Genomic DNA, 16,196 nt, shown 5'->3' with positions numbered 1-16,196 from the left:
TGTCACGGGCTTTCGGTCAGGCGTCTCGCAGCATTGGAGCCGGGGGCCGGATGGAACAGGACATCATCAGATTTTTCACAGACTCGCAATTTCTGGGCATTTCGCTCGCCAACTGGGTGCTGGCAGTTATTGCCTCGACTGTCAGCTTCGTGCTGGTCCGGGGTGTCATTGGTTTTGTGCTGAGAAAGATGCGCTCGCAACCCGCGGCGCCCAGCACGCATATGCGCTACATCGTCATCCAGGTATTGTCGGGCACCAGTAATACCTTGTTGTTGCTGGCGTCGATTCTGATCGGGGTAGGCATGCTTGATCTGCCCGAGCGCTGGCTAGGGCGGGTCAGCAGCCTGTGGTTCGTGGTCGCGGCCTTGCAGGTCGGGCTGTGGGCCAATAGGGCGATTGCGCTGGCGCTGCAGCGCTATTTCGTCCGCCACAACACAAACGGGACGTTTCAGGGCAGTGCTTTGGCGACCTTGAGTCTGTGGGGGGCGAAAGTGTTGCTGTGGGCCACGGTGGTCATGGCCATGCTGTCCAACGTCGGGGTCAATATCACGGCGTTCGTGGCCAGCCTAGGGGTTGGCGGCATCGCAGTAGCGCTGGCGGTACAGAACATTCTGGGCGATGTGTTTGCGTCGTTGTCCATCGCGGTGGACAAGCCGTTCGAGATCGGCGACTTCATCGTCGTGGGAGAACTGGCGGGTACGGTAGAGCATATCGGGCTGAAGACCACGCGCATTCGCAGTCTGGGCGGCGAGCAGATCGTGATGGCCAACGCGGACATGATCAGCAACACCATTCAGAACTACAAACGCTTGCAGGAGCGGCGCATTGTCTTCGAGTTCAGGCTGACATATGACTGCTCTGTCGACCAGATCCGCGAAGTGCCGAAGAAGGTTGAGGCGATCATCAATGCGCAGAGGCTGGCGCGCTTTGATCGTTCGCATTTCCGTGGCTTTGGCGAGACATCGCTGGAGTTCGAGACCGTTTTTATCGTCCTCGACCCCAGTTACAACGTCTACATGGATGTGCAGCAGGCAATCAATCTCGACATCATGGAAGCCTTTGCCGAGCTGGATGTGCGCTTCGCGTTCCCGTCCCGCACGGTGTACGTGGCGTCCTTGCCACCTGTGAAGACCGCGCGACCGACTGCGCTGGAGGCTGCCGACGCGAACGCGTGAGGCAGTGTCAGGCAGGGAAGTGCAGAGCGTTGGTCAGATCGCCCATGGGCGTCTGGCCGCGTGCAACCATCGCTTCATCGCGGCGTTTCAGGCCGTCGAGTTTTTCCAGGCCGTGGATGCGGGTAATCAGGCGCAGGATGGAGGCCGTGTCATACACCGTGTGATCCACCTTGCCTTTGCGCGCGAAGGGTGAAATGACCAGTGCCGGAACACGTGTGCCGGGGCCGAAGCGATCGCCTTTCGGTGGCGCTACGTGGTCCCACCAGCCGCCGTTCTCGTCGACCGTCACGACAATCACCATGTTGTCCCATTGCGGGCTTTCGCGCAGCACCTTGATCACCCGGTCGATGTGCCGATCGCCCGAGGCTACGTCTGCATAACCGGCGTGCATGTTCAGGTTGCCCTGTGGCTTGTAGAAGGTCACGGCAGGCAACTTGCCGGCTTCAGCATCGGCGAGGAAGCGGTTGGTGCTCGATTCGTCACCCAAGCCGCCGTCACGCAAGCGCTTCTTACGCTCTGTCGGGTTCTGTGGCCCTTGCTGCTTGAAGTAGTTGAACGGCTGGTGATGGTACTGAAAGTTGGGGATTTTCGGGATGCCGGTGGAGTCCTTGAACTCATCGAGCGTCACTTGCCAGGCGCCGGCGTACCAGGCCCAGTCCACATTCCTTTTCGACAGCTTGTCACCGATGTGCTCGTGGCTTTGCGGGACCAGCACATTGGGCAGGTCCGGCTTGGAGTAATCGGGGTTCTGCGGATCGCGCAGCCAGGTCGGCCAGTAAGGCGGCGCCATTGTGTTGACCGCATAGTTATCTGGCGTGATTGCGCTGGGGCCGAACTGCGGTGGCCCCTCCATTGCGCTGGCCGGTGAATTGTCCAGCGGTTTCAGGCGTGTGTCATGGGGATTGAAGCTTTGCAGGGTGGCGATCTGCGTCTTGGCTGGAGACTCTGCGGCATTCGGGTAAATCGGTGCCGTGGCGGAAATCAGGTATTGATGGTTGAGAAACGAGCCGCCGAATGCGCCCTGGAAGAAGTTGTCGCACAGCACAAACTCCTTGGCGACGTCCCACAGGCGCAGGGAGTATTGAGTCTGCGCGTAGTTGCCCATGGTCAGGCCGCCGGCATCCGCCCAGGCGACGAAACGATCATTCCTGCCGTCGTTGATCTGCATCTGGTTCTGGTAGAAGACGTGCCAAAGATCGCGCGTCACCAGGCTCAATGGCAGGTCTTCAGCGTTCGGGCCTTTGAGCGGGAAGGGCGCGTTGGGCAGGTTTTCCTGAAACTGCACGCCAACCGGGTACGTCACGCCGTCGACGGTCTGCGGCCCTACCTGCAGAACGCCGCCCCAAGCGGGAGGCAGTTTGTCCAGCAGCTTGCCATCACGGTCGCGCTGCTGGTAATCGGCAGGTCTGACCGAGGAAAGAGGCTTTTGAACCCCCGGAAAATCCCCGAACAGGTTATTGAAACTGCGATTCTCGGCGTAGATCACTACCACGGTCTTGACGTTTTCACGCAGCGCACGGTCCAGTGCCGGGCCGGCCAGATGATGCCGTTCGTTGTCCGCAGGCAGCGGCGGTTTCTCATGGGCTGATACGTAACCGCTGAGCGTGACACCTGCGCCCAAGGCTGCCATCCCGCCGAGGAAACGACGGCGGCTGGGGTTTTCGTTGGTGTCTTCGTCGTCCGGTCTATCGCTCATCGCCCAATACTCGCGCTGGTTAGTTTGTTACCAAAGATTTCAGGCGAGGGTAGCGAGGAAATGTGACGGGATTGCTACAAGGCAGTGTGGCTTATTGATGAGCGAGTTGTGAGGTGTAGTGGTCGATAATTTGCTCGATCTCTCCCGACATGCGCATTTGCAACAGCGTACGCAGAATCCTGCTCACTGGCAGGTCCGGGTTGTCGCGGATCAGGCAGGCTGCCGGTTGCTCGGCGATCATCGCAACAGGCTTGAGCTTCTTGCCGACAGGCAGGCTGCGATTGGTCCACTCGAGGATCAATTCATTGGTGACCGCGTAGTTGTAACGTCCGGCAATCAGTTTGCCCAGCGCCTGCTTCTGAGTGCGTGCGTCTTCGCGATTCAGGCGGTGACTGTCAAACAGGTGCTGCAGGGCGGGGTAGTTGTAGCCCAATACGGTGCCAACGGTTTCATTGTCGAACTGCTCGGGATAAGGGCCCGCAGCGGTTTCTGCGGAGGCAACCAGCCAGTCGCGCTGATAAAGGATCGGCAGGCTCCAGAGATAATCTCCTGAGAGGTCCGGGTACCACGCCTGTGAGCCGTAGCAATAGATGTCTACCTCGTTATTCTCAAGCGCAGCCTGAATGCGCAGGCGCGGCATTACGTGGTATTCGGCCTCCCTGCCCACATGCTGGACCAGGCTTCGGGTGATATCGAACAGAATGCCGGCTTCTGGCTGGTAGTCGGTGATGTGGATCATCGGCATGCTCCAGCCTTCATTGATCGCAAAGCGCAACGGCGGCTGCCCTGCATGGCTGGTTTGCGCGGATGAGAAGAGCAGCCCCGTCACGATCGCTCGTAAAGGCACACTCAAGGCAAGGGCCAGGATATAGCGCTTCAATTCATTCATTTAGCCAGCTTAGCCACAATAGACACGGACACCGGATGCAATTTTGCCCCTGCTCGGCTAGCATTGGCGGTCTTCCGCTTACCAGTCGCGACGGTTTTCAATGAGTTATCAGGTTCTAGCACGTAAATGGCGTCCGCGCTCGTTCCGCGAAATGGTCGGCCAGGCTCATGTGTTGAAGGCCCTGATCAACGCGCTGGACAGTCAGCGCCTGCACCATGCCTATCTGTTCACCGGCACACGGGGCGTCGGCAAGACCACTATTGCGCGGATCATCGCCAAGTGCCTGAACTGTGAAACCGGTATTACCTCGACGCCTTGCGGCACCTGCTCGGTGTGCAAGGAGATCGACGAAGGCCGCTTTGTCGACCTGATCGAGATCGACGCCGCCAGCCGTACCAAGGTCGAAGACACTCGCGAGCTGCTCGATAACGTGCAGTACGCGCCAAGTCGCGGGCGTTTCAAGGTCTACCTGATCGACGAAGTTCACATGCTGTCGAGTCACTCGTTCAACGCCTTGCTCAAGACGCTTGAAGAGCCGCCGCCGTACGTCAAGTTCATCCTCGCGACCACCGATCCGCAAAAGTTGCCGGCGACCATTCTGTCGCGTTGCCTGCAGTTTTCTCTGAAAAATATGACGCCCGAGCGTGTGGTCGAACACTTGACCCACGTGCTGGGTGTCGAGAATGTGCCGTTCGAAGACGACGCCCTGTGGCTGCTTGGGCGCGCCGCCGATGGCTCGATGCGCGATGCCATGAGCCTCACCGACCAGGCGATTGCCTTCGGTGAAGGCAAGGTCATGGCTGCCGATGTGCGTGCCATGCTCGGTACGCTGGACCACGGCCAGGTGTTTGATGTACTGACTGCGCTGCTCGAAGGCGATGCCCGAGGTGTGCTGGAGGCTGTGCGTTATCTGGCCGAGCAGGGGCCCGACTGGAGCGGGGTGCTTTCGGAAATACTAAACGTGCTGCACCGCGTGGCTATTGCCCAGGCGCTGCCCGAAGGTGTCGATAACGGCCATGGCGACCGTGATCGCGTGCTGGCGCTGGCCCAGGCGCTGCCGGCCGAAGACGTGCAGTTTTATTACCAGATGTGCCTGATCGGCCGTCGCGACCTGCCGCTGGCCCCTGATCCGCGTGGCGGTTTCGAGATGGTGCTGTTGCGCATGCTGGCATTCCGCCCAGCTGACAGCGAGGACGCGCCCAGACAACCGCTAAAGCCAGTGGGGATCAGCCAGGCCACGGTTGATTCCCGCAAAGCAGTGGCGGATGCGACACCTGTTGCATCGGCGGCTCCGGTAGCGCCAGTCATGGCCGCTCCAGACCCCGCTTTCGAGGCCGTGCCGCCCGCCGCTCCGGTGAAGGCCGACGCTACGCCAGCGGCGCAGCCAGTGCCGAAAGCCGATCCCGAACAGAAAGCCGAGCCGGTCGAAGAAGTCGATCTGCCGTGGAATGAACCCAAGGCGCCGGCTGCCGAAGCCGAGCCCGCTGCAGAAGCGGACCCTGTGGTCGAGCCTGTTCTGGAAACGCTCTCTGCGCAGCCAGACCTTACGCCGATGCCCAGCCCCGCGCCTGCCAGCCCGGTACCGGACGCGCCTGAGGCCGAGGCCTCGCAGTCGGCGGTCGAAGAGCATGCTGCCTCAGCGATGCACGAAGTCATCCCGGATTCAGCCTACCTGTCTGCATCCGTGAATGCTGCGCCGATGGACCGCGAAGATGAGCCGCCGGCAGACGACGATTACGTCGAACCGGACATTGATATCGACCCGGCGTCCTACAGTTATCTTGATGAGCTCGCGCATGAAAGCGTCGTCGAGCTTGAAGCTGTCGAGCCAGAGCCGGCCCCTGCGGCCATGCCCGCCACCGGTCTTGCCGCCGAATGGCTGGAAGTGTTTCCGAAACTGCCTGTTTCCGGCATGACCGGCAGCATCGCTGCCAACTGCACCCTGATATCGGTCGAGGGCGATGACTGGCTGTTGCACCTGGACCCGGCGCACAGCGCGCTGTTCAACTCGACGCAGCAGCGCCGTCTGAACGATGCGTTGAACCAGTACCATGGTCGCACGATCAATCTGAGTATCGAGCTGATCAAGCCCGAGCAAGAAACCCCTGCTCAGGCAGCTTCACGCTTGCGTGCCGAGCGTCAGCGACAGGCTGAAGCCTCGATCCAGGCCGACCCGTACATCCAGCAGATGCTGCAACAGTTTGGTGCCGTGATCCGGGAAGATACGATCAAGCCTGTTGATCCGCCTGCAGTGCAGGCCCAATAACCGAGATTTGGCGCGATTGGCGCCGTGCAAACGAACCATCCATTTTCGAGGAGATATCCCATGATGAAAGGTGGCATGGCTGGCCTGATGAAGCAGGCGCAGCAAATGCAGGAAAAAATGGCCAAGATGCAGGAAGAACTGGCCAACGCAGAAGTTACCGGTCAATCGGGCGCAGGCCTGGTGAGTGTGGTGATGACCGGTCGTCATGACGTCAAGCGCATCAATCTGGATGACAGCCTGATGCAGGAAGACAAGGAAGTGCTGGAAGACCTGATCGCCGCTGCCGTTAACGATGCTGTGCGCAAGATCGAACAGGCCAGCCAGGACAAGACCGCTTCCATGACCGCCGGCATGCAGCTGCCACCGGGCATGAAGCTGCCGTTCTGACGGTTGTTTGCGCGAGGATCAATGCCAGGCCTGGAGCCTGGCATTTTTCTGTCCGGGTTTCTTGTGCATGAGTCGAACTGATTCTCGCGTCAATACGCGGGGCTTTGCCACGTCCTGCGTTGCCTTGCAGGCACTGCACACAAAGGAAAAGCGCTTTTTCATCACGATAGCACTGACGTCGCAGAGCCTTGGTGTGACGCGGAGCGTCACGAAATGCATTACCACGCGGACCGATCATCGTATTGGAATGCCCGGAAAATGGGGCGTTCAGGCTTCTGCCCGAAGGGCGTGGGAGCGAGCTTGCTCGCGAAGCCGGTGTTTCAGACGCCGCGTTTTTGGTGATGATACTGGCCCTTTCGTGAACAAGTTCACTCCCACGGCCTACGGCCAGAATCAAGAGCGGGCTTGTGCAAGACGCTGAACGCTACATGGCAGCAATAAATGCATCAACCAACCGTGCCAAACCCCACAATTGCTTTGATCTCCAGATACTCCTCGAACCCATGCACACCATATTCGCGGCCATTGCCCGAGCGTTTGTAACCGCCGAACGGCGCCATCGGGTTCCAGTTGGGGTAGTTCAGGTGGACCTGGCCGGCGCGAATGCGCGAAGCGACCGAACGGGCCTGTTCAAGGTCCTGGCCCTGAACATGTGCACCCAATCCGTAAACCGTGTCATTGGCAATGGCGACCGCTTCATCGATCGTGTCGTAGGCAATCAGGCACAGCACCGGACCGAAGATCTCTTCCTGGGCGATACGCATCGATGAGTCCACCTCAGAGAACACCGTCGGTTGCGTGAAAAAGCCCTGCTCGTGACCCGGCACACGACCCGGCCCGCCGCACACCAGCTTCGCTCCCTCGCTGATTCCTGCATCAATCATTGCCTGCACACGATGAAACTGTGCCTCATTGGCGATAGGCCCCAGCACCGTGCGCTCTGCTTGCGGATCACCGACGATGATGGACGCTGCCGTCGCGGCGGCCAGCGCTTCTACCTCTGCCAGACGCTCCCGCGGCACGATCATCCGCGTCGGTGCGCTGCATGACTGGCCGACATTACGAAAGGCCGCCATCACGCCAGGCGGCACGGCTTTGGCGAAGTCGGCATCAGGCAGCAGAATGTTCGGGGACTTGCCGCCCAGTTCCTGAGTGACTCGCTTGACGGTCGGTGCAGCGGCTTGCGCTACCAGTGCGCCTGCGCGGTTCGAACCGGTGATCGAAATCATGTCGATGTCAGGGTGGGCCGCCATAGCACCACCGACTTCCGCTCCACTGCCGTTGACCAGATTGAATACTCCCGGTGGCAAGCCGGCGTCATGCACCAGTTGCGCGAACAGCAGCGCGCTCAGCGGCGACAGTTCGCTGGGTTTGAGCACCACAGTACAACCCGCCGCGATGGCCGGCGCGACTTTGGCGGTGATTTGATAAAGCGGCCAGTTCCAAGGCGTGATCAGCCCACACACGCCGATCGCTTCGCGGTTTATGGCTGTGCTGCCTTCGACGGTCTGGAAGCGGTAAGTCGCCAGCAGGTCACGCGCGACCCGCACATGCTCGGCAGCAAGCGGCACCTGCATGGCGCGTGCAGAGCTGATTGATGCGCCCATTTCCAGCGATATCGCCTGTGCCAGTTCTTCCTTGCGTTCGATGATCAGCTCATGGATGCGGTCGATGAACTGCGCACGGACTTGCGCTGAGGTGCCGGACCAGCTCGCGAAAGCCGCACGCGCTGCTGCCACTGCACGATCGACATCGGCGGCAGTGCCACTGGCGACATGCGCAACGACTTTCTCGGTTGCCGGGTTGACCACAGGAATGCTGGCCGGGGTGAGCGGGGCGCACCAGTGACCGTCGATATAAAACTTCTGCGAGGTGTTCGGATCGACGCAGTGGCTGTTCAAGGGCTGAGTGGTCATCCAGCGGGCTCCCTGGAGCAATAGTGATTTGATGTCAATAAGCTAACAAAGCAGTGTGGATAAAAAACGCCGAACTTGAGGGCTGCAAAGAATAATCTGCTGTATGCAGCCCCGCTGACCTTGCGGACCTGTTTCGGCTCGTAATTCGCTGTGATATCAGCCAATGGCCTGGGTCACCAGCGCAAACTGCTGCACCTCCGTGCTGATCGGCGGAGGCGTGCCCCGCACCATGCGCGGCGCCCGGTCGACACAGGGCAGGCCCAGGCTTTCCAGCCACGGCGCCAGTCCGCAGTCGGCGAGAATGTCGAAGCGCACAAAAAGGTCGGGGATCTGCCGCAGCAGGTGACTGATCAACTGCTGAGCCTGTTCGAAAGTCTGGGCGACCACCGGGCCGATGATATGCCCGCGTCCAAAGCGTCGCAGCAGGGCGATGCCCTGCAACTGTCCGTAATGCTCGATGCCGACTGCCTGCTCGGCGTCACGCAACAGGTCGGTTAGCACAACAGTACGGTCCAGTCCGCTGCCTGCGTTGGCCAGGCGAATCAGCTCGGGATGGTCGACGGAACCAAGTTTACGAAGCTGGCCACCATCGCCAAGGGTGTGCTGTCGGGATAGGTCGGGGATGCCCTGATGCTGCTGAATCCGCGCAAAGTCGACAAAGCCAAGGCTTTGATAAAGCGGCGCACCCAGCTCTGTGGCATTGAGGATCGGCGTACGCGGCGCTGTCGCTTCCAGGCACAGGTTCATCAGGCGGCGACCAATGCCTTTGCCCTGATGCTCGTCGCTGACAATCACCAAGCCAATCGAAGACCAGTCGCCCTGATGACAGGTGAAGGCTACGCCGACCAACTGCCCCTCACACACGGCGACAAAGCCTTGCGAAGTGCGTTGGACCATCGCCCAGTCTTCTTCGCGATGCGGCCATTTGAGATGAACCGACAGGGCGTGCGCAGCCGGAATGTCTGCGGCAGTCACCGGACGGTACTGATAAGGGGATTCTGACTTGGCGGGCATGGGCGTCTCCTTGAAAACAGGTTGGGGGGTCGGTCTGGCTCAAATCAGCTTGCCTGCGCTCATTGGCGGCGCACGTTGCCGAAGTGGACTGACCGATATAGTCACGTTCCAGCAGGGTCACCGAACGCCCGTGTTCCCGAGACTCTTCATCGTGCGGCCCGCGCCACGGCTTCGATCTCGATCAGGTAGCCATGATGCAGCTCCGGGACCGGCACCACGGCGCGTGCCGGACGGTGTTCGCCCAGATAACCCGCGTAGATACGATCGAATGCCGGCCAGTGCCGGATGCCTGCGACATAAACCGTTACCTTGAGCAGGTCATCCGGGCCGCAGCCTGCCGCGCGTAGAATGGCAATCAGATTGTCCAGCGCGAGGGCGGCCTGAATTTCAAACGGTTCGTCAACGCTGTGGCTGCCGTCGGCGCGCACCGGCAGTTGCCCGGAGACATGCAGGATGCCCTCATGCAGCACCGCCTGAGCATAGTGGCCGCCGGGTGCTGCGGCCGAAGTTGTGCCGATCAGCTCGATATCACCAGCCATGCAGGCGACTCCAGGTGTGAATGGCGCCATCGGCGTCACAAGCGTGGTAGTCCGGAAATTGCGCGCCAGTTGCACACGCATGGTTGGGCAGAATGCGCAGCCGGCTGCCGATGGGGAAACGTTCGCTGATGTCGGCAATTTCGCCTGCCGCCAGAGTGATGATGCCGTGTTCCTGATTGGCCCCGGTCACCCGCGCGCCATCGATCCATTCGCCGGTATCGGTGCAGACCTGACCGTAACCGAAATCCTGACGCTGGCGCTGAGTACCGCGATCCCGGCTCATGGCCATCCAGCCTGCATCGACGATGATCCAGCCTTTTTCCTGCTGATGGCCGATGACCGTAGTCAGCACGCTCAGGGCCAGTTCGTCCGCCCGGCATATGCCGATGTTGTGCATCACCAGATCAAAGAATACATACACACCGGCACGCACCTCGGTCACGCCTTCCAGGCTCTGGGCAGACAACGCGGTGGGTGTCGAGCCGATGCTGACCTCCGGGCAGGGCAGCCCGGCGTTGCGAATGCGCTCGGCGGCGCGGACACACAGCAAACGCTCCTGCTCGGCCAGGGCCTGCAAAGCTTCAGGTGTGTCGAGGTCGTAGCTGGAGCCCGCGTGGGTCATGACGCCACGCAGCTGCATGCCGCCTTCGACCAGTGTTTTCGCCACTTCTGTCAGTGCGCTGTCCTCGACCGCCAGCCCGGAGCGGTGACCGTCGCAATCGATTTCGATCCACACCTCGAAGCGCTCGTCGTGTTGCTGACCAAAGGCAACAATGGCCTGCGCCGCAACCACGCTGTCGGTCAAAATGCTCAGCCGGCAACCGTCGCTTCGCAATTTGAGTGCCTGATGCAGCTTGCCGGGCGCGATGGCGACGGCGTAGAACACGTCATTGATGCCTTCGGCGAAGCAATGCGCCGCTTCCTTCAGCGTCGAAACCGTCACGCCACTGGCGCCTGCGGCGATCTGCGCCTGAATGACCGGCAGCGACTTGCTGGTCTTGACGTGGGGGCGCAGACGCACGCCCAGTTCATTCATGCGTTGCTGCATGCGCTGGATATTGCGCTGCATGCGCGGCACATCAAGCAGCGCAACCGGCGTATCAAGAGAGGACACAGAGGACAGAAAGGCTGACATGGGCGAGGCTCGTGTGACTGGGTACGAGCAGCACTTTACGTGTTGGGAATGAAGCTGTGCTTCAATGAGGCTTCATCAATCCTTAAGCTGAACTGAATGATTGCCATCGAAGACTTGCGCCTGGCTGTGACTCTGTCGCGTTGTGAATCCCTCAGCGCTGCTGCCCGGGTTCTCAACGTATCGCCACCTGCGCTGTCGATGCGCTTGCGCAAACTGGAGACGCAATTGGGCATCACCCTGGCCAATCGCGACGCCAGACGGCTGAGCCTGACGGCCGATGGCGAGCGGTTTGCCCGGGAGAGCGCGCACCTGCTGGAGCAACTGGAGGCGTTGCCCGAGTCCTTCAGGCAGCGCGATGATCGTCTGGTGGGCACCCTGCGCCTGGTGGCGCCGTTCGGTTATGGTCGGCAACGCATTGCGCCGTTGTTGTCGCGCTTCGCCAAACTGCATCCGCAGCTGTGCCTGCACCTCGACCTGCGCGAAACGCCGTGGCCGGATCGTCATGACAGCGACGCGGTCATTCACATCGGCAACCTGAATGACAGCTTGTGGATCGCCAGGCCTCTAGCCCAGAACCACCGCTGGCTGTGCGCCAGCCCTGCTTATCTCGAACAGCATGGCGCGCCCTCGACGCCTGAAGAGTTGTCTGCTCATCGCTGCATCTGCATCCGCGAAAACGACGAGGACGTGACCCTCTGGCACCTGAGCAAGGGGCAGATGAAAAAGACCCTGCGCGTCCAGCCTGCGCTGCTCAGCAACGATGGTTCGGTTGCCCGACGCTGGGCCGAGCAGGGGCAGGGGATCGTGCTGCGTTCGCAGTGGGATGTCAGCGATGCGATTGCCAGAGGCCACCTGATACGTGTCCTTGCCGATTGGCAATTGGCCAGTGCTCCGATCAACCTGCTGGTGCCGTTGCGCAAGCATCGCAGCGCTCGCGTGCAGGCTCTGACGGAGTTTCTGGAGACTGCTTTGAAAGGCTAATCAACGCCATAGGTTATGCGCTGTTGGTCGCAGTATCGAATACCTCAATTGACGCTCACAGCAACGCGCGGGTATAAACCGCGTCTTGTGTTTTTGTCGGATTTTTCTCCATGAGCTTCAGCCCCCTGATTCGCCAGTTGATCGATGCCTTCCGCGTGCTGCCGGGCGTCGGTCAGAAAACCGCGCAACGCATGGCGTTGCAGCTGCTGGAGCGCGACCGCAGCGGCGGCTCCCGGCTGGCGCTGGCGCTGGGGCAGGCGATGGATGGCGTCGGCCACTGTCGCTCTTGCCGTACCTTGACCGAGGAGGAATTCTGCCCGCAATGCGCCGATCCGCGTCGCGACGATACGCTGCTGTGCGTTGTCGAAGGGCCGACCGATGTCTACGCGGTGGAGCAGACGGGGTATCGAGGTCGCTATTTTGTGCTCAAGGGCCATTTGTCGCCGCTTGATGGTCTTGGCCCCGAGGCCATCGGCATTCCGCAATTGATGGAGCGCATTGCCGGCCAAGGCACTTTCACCGAAGTGATCCTGGCCACCAACCCGACTGTGGAAGGCGAAGCAACTGCGCATTACATTGCGCAGTTGCTCAATGACAAGGGCCTGGTTGCCTCGCGCATTGCTCATGGCGTGCCGCTGGGTGGCGAGCTGGACCTGGTTGACGGCGGCACCCTTGCGCACTCGTTTGCCGGGCGCAAGCCGATCGCATTGTGATGCGGCTCAGTTGATCTGCTGATCAATAGCGCGGCGTAATATCCCGCTCCACAGGCGGTGCGTCGGGGTCCTGACCAGCCGGAAACTTGCCTTTCAGGTGCCAGGCGAAGGCAATGATTTCGGCGATTGTTCGATACAGCGGCTCGGGAATGCTGTCGCCCAGCTCCATGCGGGCCAGCAGTTTGACCAGCTCGGCGTTTTCGTAAATCGGCACTTCGTATTCCCGGGCGATTGCCAGGATGGCTTCGGCCAGTTGGTCGTCGCCCTTGGCGCTTAGGGTCGGTGCCTGCTGGCCGTCATAGGTGAGGGCAATAGCCTGGCGCGGGACATGATCGGGTAGGGACATCAGGCGTTCTCGTCGATCCAGCGTTGTTCAAGGGCGGTGCGCGGGCCTTGTGGCGGAACGCCATGGCTGCAAGCCAGCTCGCCGACGGCAAGACCGCAGGCAACAAGACGCTCACGCAAATGGCCCAATTCGTGTTCGATCAAGGCTGCGCTCTCCGGGCGCTCGGCCCATAGCTGGCTGGACAGCGTACCGCGCAGCAACTGCGCGTTTACCTGCATCGGCCCCAGCGGTTCGAGGTCGAAAGCCAGGTCGACTTTCCAGAGCTTTTCACGGCTATCCGTGATCTCGATGCCCTCGCGCTCTTCGCCGGTTTCCGGGTCAGGTTTGTCTTCACGCTGTACCTTGACCTGCAACGGCACGATGTCATGGGCATTGCGCATCGGCACTTCCAGCTGCCAGGTGGTCACTTGAGTGCCATCGGCGTTGGTGCGAGTCTGTTCCAGACCGCCCAACTGATGGCTTTGCAGTCGTGAAACAGCCGCGGCAGCCAGCTTGAGGAGTATTTCAAGATCGTCTTCCTTCTCGCCGCCACCGACAATGCGCGACGGCAGGGGAAAGCTGCTTGGCTGAGTGCGCGCCGCGACCATCCCCAAGGTGCCGAGCGCATAGCGAATCGCATTGGGCATGGCCCGGGCCAGGGTATTGGAGGCCGCCGCTGCGCCATAAGACTGGTTTTCCGGCAGACCCGGCAGGATCTGGCCAATCAGGCGCATCAGATTGGCCTTCATGTCCGGGGCTTGCATCGGGTTCAGTCCGGCCAGCAGTTTCGCTTCCATGAACACGCCGCTGGCGTGGAGTGCCTGAGCGACGCCTTTCGGGGTGCTCATCTGCTCGATGTCGGGGAGGTCGTTCAACAGTTGGTTGATGCTGGCCTGAAGTGTGGCGCTGATTCCCGAGTTACCAGTGCCGCCGGCATTGGCCGGGCTGGCTGACTGCAGGTTTTGCAAGGTGCTGATCAGGTTTTCCAGAGAGCCCTGGCGGTTTTGTTGAGTGGTCAGTTGCTGAGCCAGCGCCAGTTGATCGAAGCGGCTGGGCAGGGCGACGAAATTCAACGCCTGGCTGCCTTGCACCTGAGCGCTGAGCAGACTGCCGACCGTCAATGGCTGCGGGCTTTCTATGGTCAGGCTGGACCCTGCCAGCGCAGTGTTGAGCAGCATGACGATGGAACGGTAAACGGGCGTCGCCGTGGCCGGGTTGGGTATGGTGGCCTGAGTGACCGCCTGGCTGAGTTCCTGACTGGTCAGTACCTTGCCCTGCACCAGCGTGCCAGCGGGCAATCGCTGAGTATCGATACTGGTCATCGAGTTTTTCAGCGCGTTGTTGATCTGTTGCAGGCTCAGGGTCAATTCGTTGGACGACGCCTGCGCCACTTGCAACATGCTGCCGGGAGTGAACGGTACGCTGCTGCTGACCGGCAGGTTGGTCTGGGTGCCGTTGGCCAGCACCAGGCGCAGCAGCAGCTGGAAGTTCTGGTTGACCTGCTTGAGGGTCAACACCTCGGCATCGACAGTTTCGCCCTCGGGGATCAGGTTTTCCGAAGAATGCAACAGGGTCAGCACTTGCGCAGGCGAGACGCCGGCGCGCAGTAATGTCGTAATGGGGGTTGTCGCCGGAACGCTGGTGATGTCGCCTGTCATTGAAATATCGACCTGAGGAAATTGCCCCTTTGATAACAGGACTCGCATGTATAATACCGGCCAAAACCGGGCTGGCCGCCATTAACTTCTCTTCATGTAACGGCTGCATCAATCCCGACTTGAACCCTCTTTCACTCCGTATGTGCCTGTTTTGGTACATCTCGCGACGCAACAGCACTGGAAGCGCTTGATGATCCCGGTCCCCCCATTTTTGCAAGCAACGGCGCTGGCGTGTGAGCGGGACTGGAGAGTGCTGTTCGAGCACCTTGATCTGCAATTGCGTGCCGGTGAGATGCTGCAGGTCAGCGGCCCCAACGGCAGCGGCAAGACCAGCCTGTTGCGGGTGTTGTGCGGGTTGATGTTGCCGACCGCCGGGCAGGTGCTGCTCGATGGCCAGCCGCTGCACCGGCAGCGGGCAGCAGCGGCAGGCAATCTGTTGTGGATTGGCCATGCCCCCGCGCTCAAGGAACTGCTCACGCCGCTAGAGAACCTCACATGGCTGTGTGCATTGCATCGGTCGGCCAGTGCCGACGACATTCTGCAGGCGCTGGCTTCGGTCGGGCTGACAGGTTTCGAGGACGCTCCCTGTCACACGTTGTCGGCCGGGCAGCAGCGTCGGGTGGCGCTGGCACGGCTGTATCTGCCCGGTCCTGCGTTGTGGGTACTTGATGAACCGTTCACCGCGCTCGACCGTGAGGGCATCCTCCAGCTTGAGACGCTTCTGGCAAAACACTGTGAACAGGGCGGCATGGTTGTAATCACCACCCACCACGTGCTGAGCCACGTGCCTGCTGGCTATCGCAGTCTGGATCTGGCGAAGTGGTCCGCATGAACAGCGTCTTTGTTCTGTTGATGGTCCGAGAGGCCCGACTGCTGGCGCGTCGCCCGGCCGAACTGGCCAACCCTTTGGTATTCTTCGCGCTGGTGATCGCCCTGTTTCCGCTGGCCATTGGCCCGCAGATGCAATTGTTGCAAACCTTGTCGCCCGGACTGGTCTGGGTCGCGGCACTGCTGGCCGTGCTGCTCTCGCTGGACGGGCTGTTTCGCAGTGATTTCGAGGACGGCTCGCTGGAGCAGTGGGTCCTTTCGCCGCACCCTCTGGCGCTTCTGGTGCTGAGCAAAGTGCTGGCACACTGGGTTTTTTCCGGGCTGGCGCTGGTACTGTTGTCGCCCGTGCTGGCTTTGATGCTTGGTTTGCCGGGCGATTGCCTGCCGGTGCTGATGCTTTCGCTGCTACTGGGTACGCTGGTCCTCAGTCTGCTGGGCGCTGTCGGTGCCGCATTGACAGTAGGGTTGAAGCGCGGCGGGCTGTTGCTCGCCTTGTTGATCCTGCCGCTGTACATCCCGGTGTTGATTCTGGGCAGCGGCGCCCTGCAAGCTGCCATGCAAGGCATGCCCGCAACTGGCTATCTGCTATGGCTGGGCAGCCTCACCGTGCTGGCGATTACCCTGACACCCTTTGCAATAGCTGCCGGCCTGAAGATCAGCGTCGGTGAATAATC

The 16,196-nt window shown here is 60.8% G+C and carries 15 protein-coding genes; 7 read left to right on the top strand and 8 right to left on the bottom strand.

What is annotated here, in order from left to right:
- Positions 1-50 precede the first annotated feature (50 nt).
- Positions 51-1,175 carry a mechanosensitive ion channel family protein gene (locus POR16_RS15580; protein ID WP_005890278.1) on the top strand — a complete coding sequence of 375 codons (1,125 nt, stop codon included), beginning with the start codon at positions 51-53 and terminating at the stop codon, positions 1,173-1,175.
- A 7-nt stretch (positions 1,176-1,182) separates the two neighbouring features.
- Here POR16_RS15580 and POR16_RS15575 read toward each other — a convergent pair whose 3' ends face one another.
- On the bottom strand, positions 1,183-2,871 hold the full coding sequence (locus POR16_RS15575; RefSeq protein WP_005890280.1) for an acid phosphatase: 1,689 nt from the start codon (positions 2,869-2,871) through the stop codon (positions 1,183-1,185).
- 91 nt (positions 2,872-2,962) lie between these two features.
- Positions 2,963-3,760: a substrate-binding periplasmic protein gene (locus POR16_RS15570; protein WP_005890282.1), complete on the bottom strand. Its 798-nt coding sequence runs from the start codon at positions 3,758-3,760 to the stop codon at positions 2,963-2,965.
- A 100-nt stretch (positions 3,761-3,860) separates the two neighbouring features.
- Here POR16_RS15570 and dnaX point away from each other — a divergent pair, with 100 nt between their 5' ends.
- Together dnaX and POR16_RS15560 are read left to right on the top strand one after the other, a co-directional pair.
- Entirely contained in the window at positions 3,861-6,026 is a 2,166-nt protein-coding gene (gene dnaX, locus POR16_RS15565; RefSeq protein ID WP_122381245.1) for a DNA polymerase III subunit gamma/tau, read from the top strand.
- A 60-nt stretch (positions 6,027-6,086) separates the two neighbouring features.
- Positions 6,087-6,413 carry a YbaB/EbfC family nucleoid-associated protein gene (locus POR16_RS15560; protein ID WP_002552818.1) on the top strand — a complete coding sequence of 109 codons (327 nt, stop codon included), beginning with the start codon at positions 6,087-6,089 and terminating at the stop codon, positions 6,411-6,413.
- A gap of 446 nt (positions 6,414-6,859) precedes the next feature.
- Here POR16_RS15560 and POR16_RS15555 read toward each other — a convergent pair whose 3' ends face one another.
- The 4 genes from POR16_RS15555 to POR16_RS15540 form a co-directional block, all read right to left on the bottom strand.
- Positions 6,860-8,329: an aldehyde dehydrogenase family protein gene (locus POR16_RS15555; RefSeq protein ID WP_005890286.1), complete on the bottom strand. Its 1,470-nt coding sequence runs from the start codon at positions 8,327-8,329 to the stop codon at positions 6,860-6,862.
- A gap of 156 nt (positions 8,330-8,485) precedes the next feature.
- Positions 8,486-9,343 carry a GNAT family N-acetyltransferase gene (locus POR16_RS15550; RefSeq protein ID WP_005890287.1) on the bottom strand — a complete coding sequence of 286 codons (858 nt, stop codon included), beginning with the start codon at positions 9,341-9,343 and terminating at the stop codon, positions 8,486-8,488.
- 146 nt (positions 9,344-9,489) lie between these two features.
- Positions 9,490-9,882, bottom strand: coding sequence for a RidA family protein (locus POR16_RS15545; protein ID WP_005890289.1), 393 nt, complete (start codon positions 9,880-9,882; stop codon positions 9,490-9,492).
- On the bottom strand, positions 9,872-11,017 hold the full coding sequence (locus POR16_RS15540) for a DSD1 family PLP-dependent enzyme (protein ID WP_005890291.1): 1,146 nt from the start codon (positions 11,015-11,017) through the stop codon (positions 9,872-9,874). The genes POR16_RS15545 and POR16_RS15540 overlap by 11 nt, the downstream gene beginning before the upstream one ends.
- 96 nt (positions 11,018-11,113) lie before the next feature.
- On the opposite strand from POR16_RS15540, the gene POR16_RS15535 reads away from it, so the two are divergent.
- Positions 11,114-11,998 (top strand): LysR family transcriptional regulator, encoded by an 885-nt coding sequence (locus POR16_RS15535; protein WP_005890293.1) that lies wholly within the window; start codon positions 11,114-11,116, stop codon positions 11,996-11,998.
- 110 nt (positions 11,999-12,108) lie between these two features.
- Positions 12,109-12,711, top strand: coding sequence for a recombination mediator RecR (recR, locus tag POR16_RS15530; protein ID WP_005890295.1), 603 nt, complete (start codon positions 12,109-12,111; stop codon positions 12,709-12,711).
- A 22-nt stretch (positions 12,712-12,733) separates the two neighbouring features.
- Here recR and POR16_RS15525 read toward each other — a convergent pair whose 3' ends face one another.
- Both POR16_RS15525 and fliK read right to left on the bottom strand, forming a co-directional pair.
- The gene (locus tag POR16_RS15525; RefSeq protein WP_005890297.1) at positions 12,734-13,057 is read right to left on the bottom strand and encodes an EscU/YscU/HrcU family type III secretion system export apparatus switch protein; all 324 of its coding nucleotides are present in this window, start codon (positions 13,055-13,057) and stop codon (positions 12,734-12,736) included.
- Positions 13,057-14,694: a flagellar hook-length control protein FliK gene (gene fliK / locus POR16_RS15520; protein WP_005890298.1), complete on the bottom strand. Its 1,638-nt coding sequence runs from the start codon at positions 14,692-14,694 to the stop codon at positions 13,057-13,059. The genes POR16_RS15525 and fliK overlap by 1 nt, the downstream gene beginning before the upstream one ends.
- A gap of 190 nt (positions 14,695-14,884) precedes the next feature.
- Here fliK and ccmA point away from each other — a divergent pair, with 190 nt between their 5' ends.
- Positions 14,885-15,526, top strand: coding sequence for a cytochrome c biogenesis heme-transporting ATPase CcmA (ccmA, locus tag POR16_RS15515; protein ID WP_024671103.1), 642 nt, complete (start codon positions 14,885-14,887; stop codon positions 15,524-15,526).
- Complete coding sequence (ccmB, locus tag POR16_RS15510; protein ID WP_005890300.1) at positions 15,523-16,194, top strand: heme exporter protein CcmB; 672 nt, start codon at positions 15,523-15,525, stop codon at positions 16,192-16,194. Before ccmA ends, ccmB begins: the two co-directional genes overlap by 4 nt.
- Positions 16,195-16,196 lie beyond the last annotated feature (2 nt).

It is taken from the genome of Pseudomonas coronafaciens pv. oryzae str. 1_6 (assembly GCF_000156995.2).
Lineage (GTDB): Bacteria > Pseudomonadota > Gammaproteobacteria > Pseudomonadales > Pseudomonadaceae > Aquipseudomonas > Aquipseudomonas tremae.
The sequence above is the reverse complement of the archived record's forward strand: the minus strand, read 5'-3'. Positions and strand labels throughout refer to the sequence as shown.

Coding starts and splice junctions, on each gene's coding strand:
- POR16_RS15535 (WP_005890293.1), top strand. CDS start 11,114: ATGATTGCCATCGAAGACTTGCGCCTGGCTGTGACTCTGTCGCGTTGT.
- POR16_RS15560 (WP_002552818.1), top strand. CDS start 6,087: ATGATGAAAGGTGGCATGGCTGGCCTGATGAAGCAGGCGCAGCAAATG.
- ccmA (WP_024671103.1), top strand. CDS start 14,885: ATGATCCCGGTCCCCCCATTTTTGCAAGCAACGGCGCTGGCGTGTGAG.
- POR16_RS15555 (WP_005890286.1), bottom strand. CDS start 8,329: ATGACCACTCAGCCCTTGAACAGCCACTGCGTCGATCCGAACACCTCG.
- POR16_RS15540 (WP_005890291.1), bottom strand. CDS start 11,017: ATGTCAGCCTTTCTGTCCTCTGTGTCCTCTCTTGATACGCCGGTTGCG.
- POR16_RS15570 (WP_005890282.1), bottom strand. CDS start 3,760: ATGAATGAATTGAAGCGCTATATCCTGGCCCTTGCCTTGAGTGTGCCT.
- POR16_RS15550 (WP_005890287.1), bottom strand. CDS start 9,343: ATGCCCGCCAAGTCAGAATCCCCTTATCAGTACCGTCCGGTGACTGCC.
- POR16_RS15545 (WP_005890289.1), bottom strand. CDS start 9,882: ATGGCTGGTGATATCGAGCTGATCGGCACAACTTCGGCCGCAGCACCC.
- POR16_RS15525 (WP_005890297.1), bottom strand. CDS start 13,057: ATGTCCCTACCCGATCATGTCCCGCGCCAGGCTATTGCCCTCACCTAT.
- POR16_RS15580 (WP_005890278.1), top strand. CDS start 51: ATGGAACAGGACATCATCAGATTTTTCACAGACTCGCAATTTCTGGGC.
- dnaX (WP_122381245.1), top strand. CDS start 3,861: ATGAGTTATCAGGTTCTAGCACGTAAATGGCGTCCGCGCTCGTTCCGC.
- ccmB (WP_005890300.1), top strand. CDS start 15,523: ATGAACAGCGTCTTTGTTCTGTTGATGGTCCGAGAGGCCCGACTGCTG.
- fliK (WP_005890298.1), bottom strand. CDS start 14,694: ATGACAGGCGACATCACCAGCGTTCCGGCGACAACCCCCATTACGACA.
- recR (WP_005890295.1), top strand. CDS start 12,109: ATGAGCTTCAGCCCCCTGATTCGCCAGTTGATCGATGCCTTCCGCGTG.
- POR16_RS15575 (WP_005890280.1), bottom strand. CDS start 2,871: ATGAGCGATAGACCGGACGACGAAGACACCAACGAAAACCCCAGCCGC.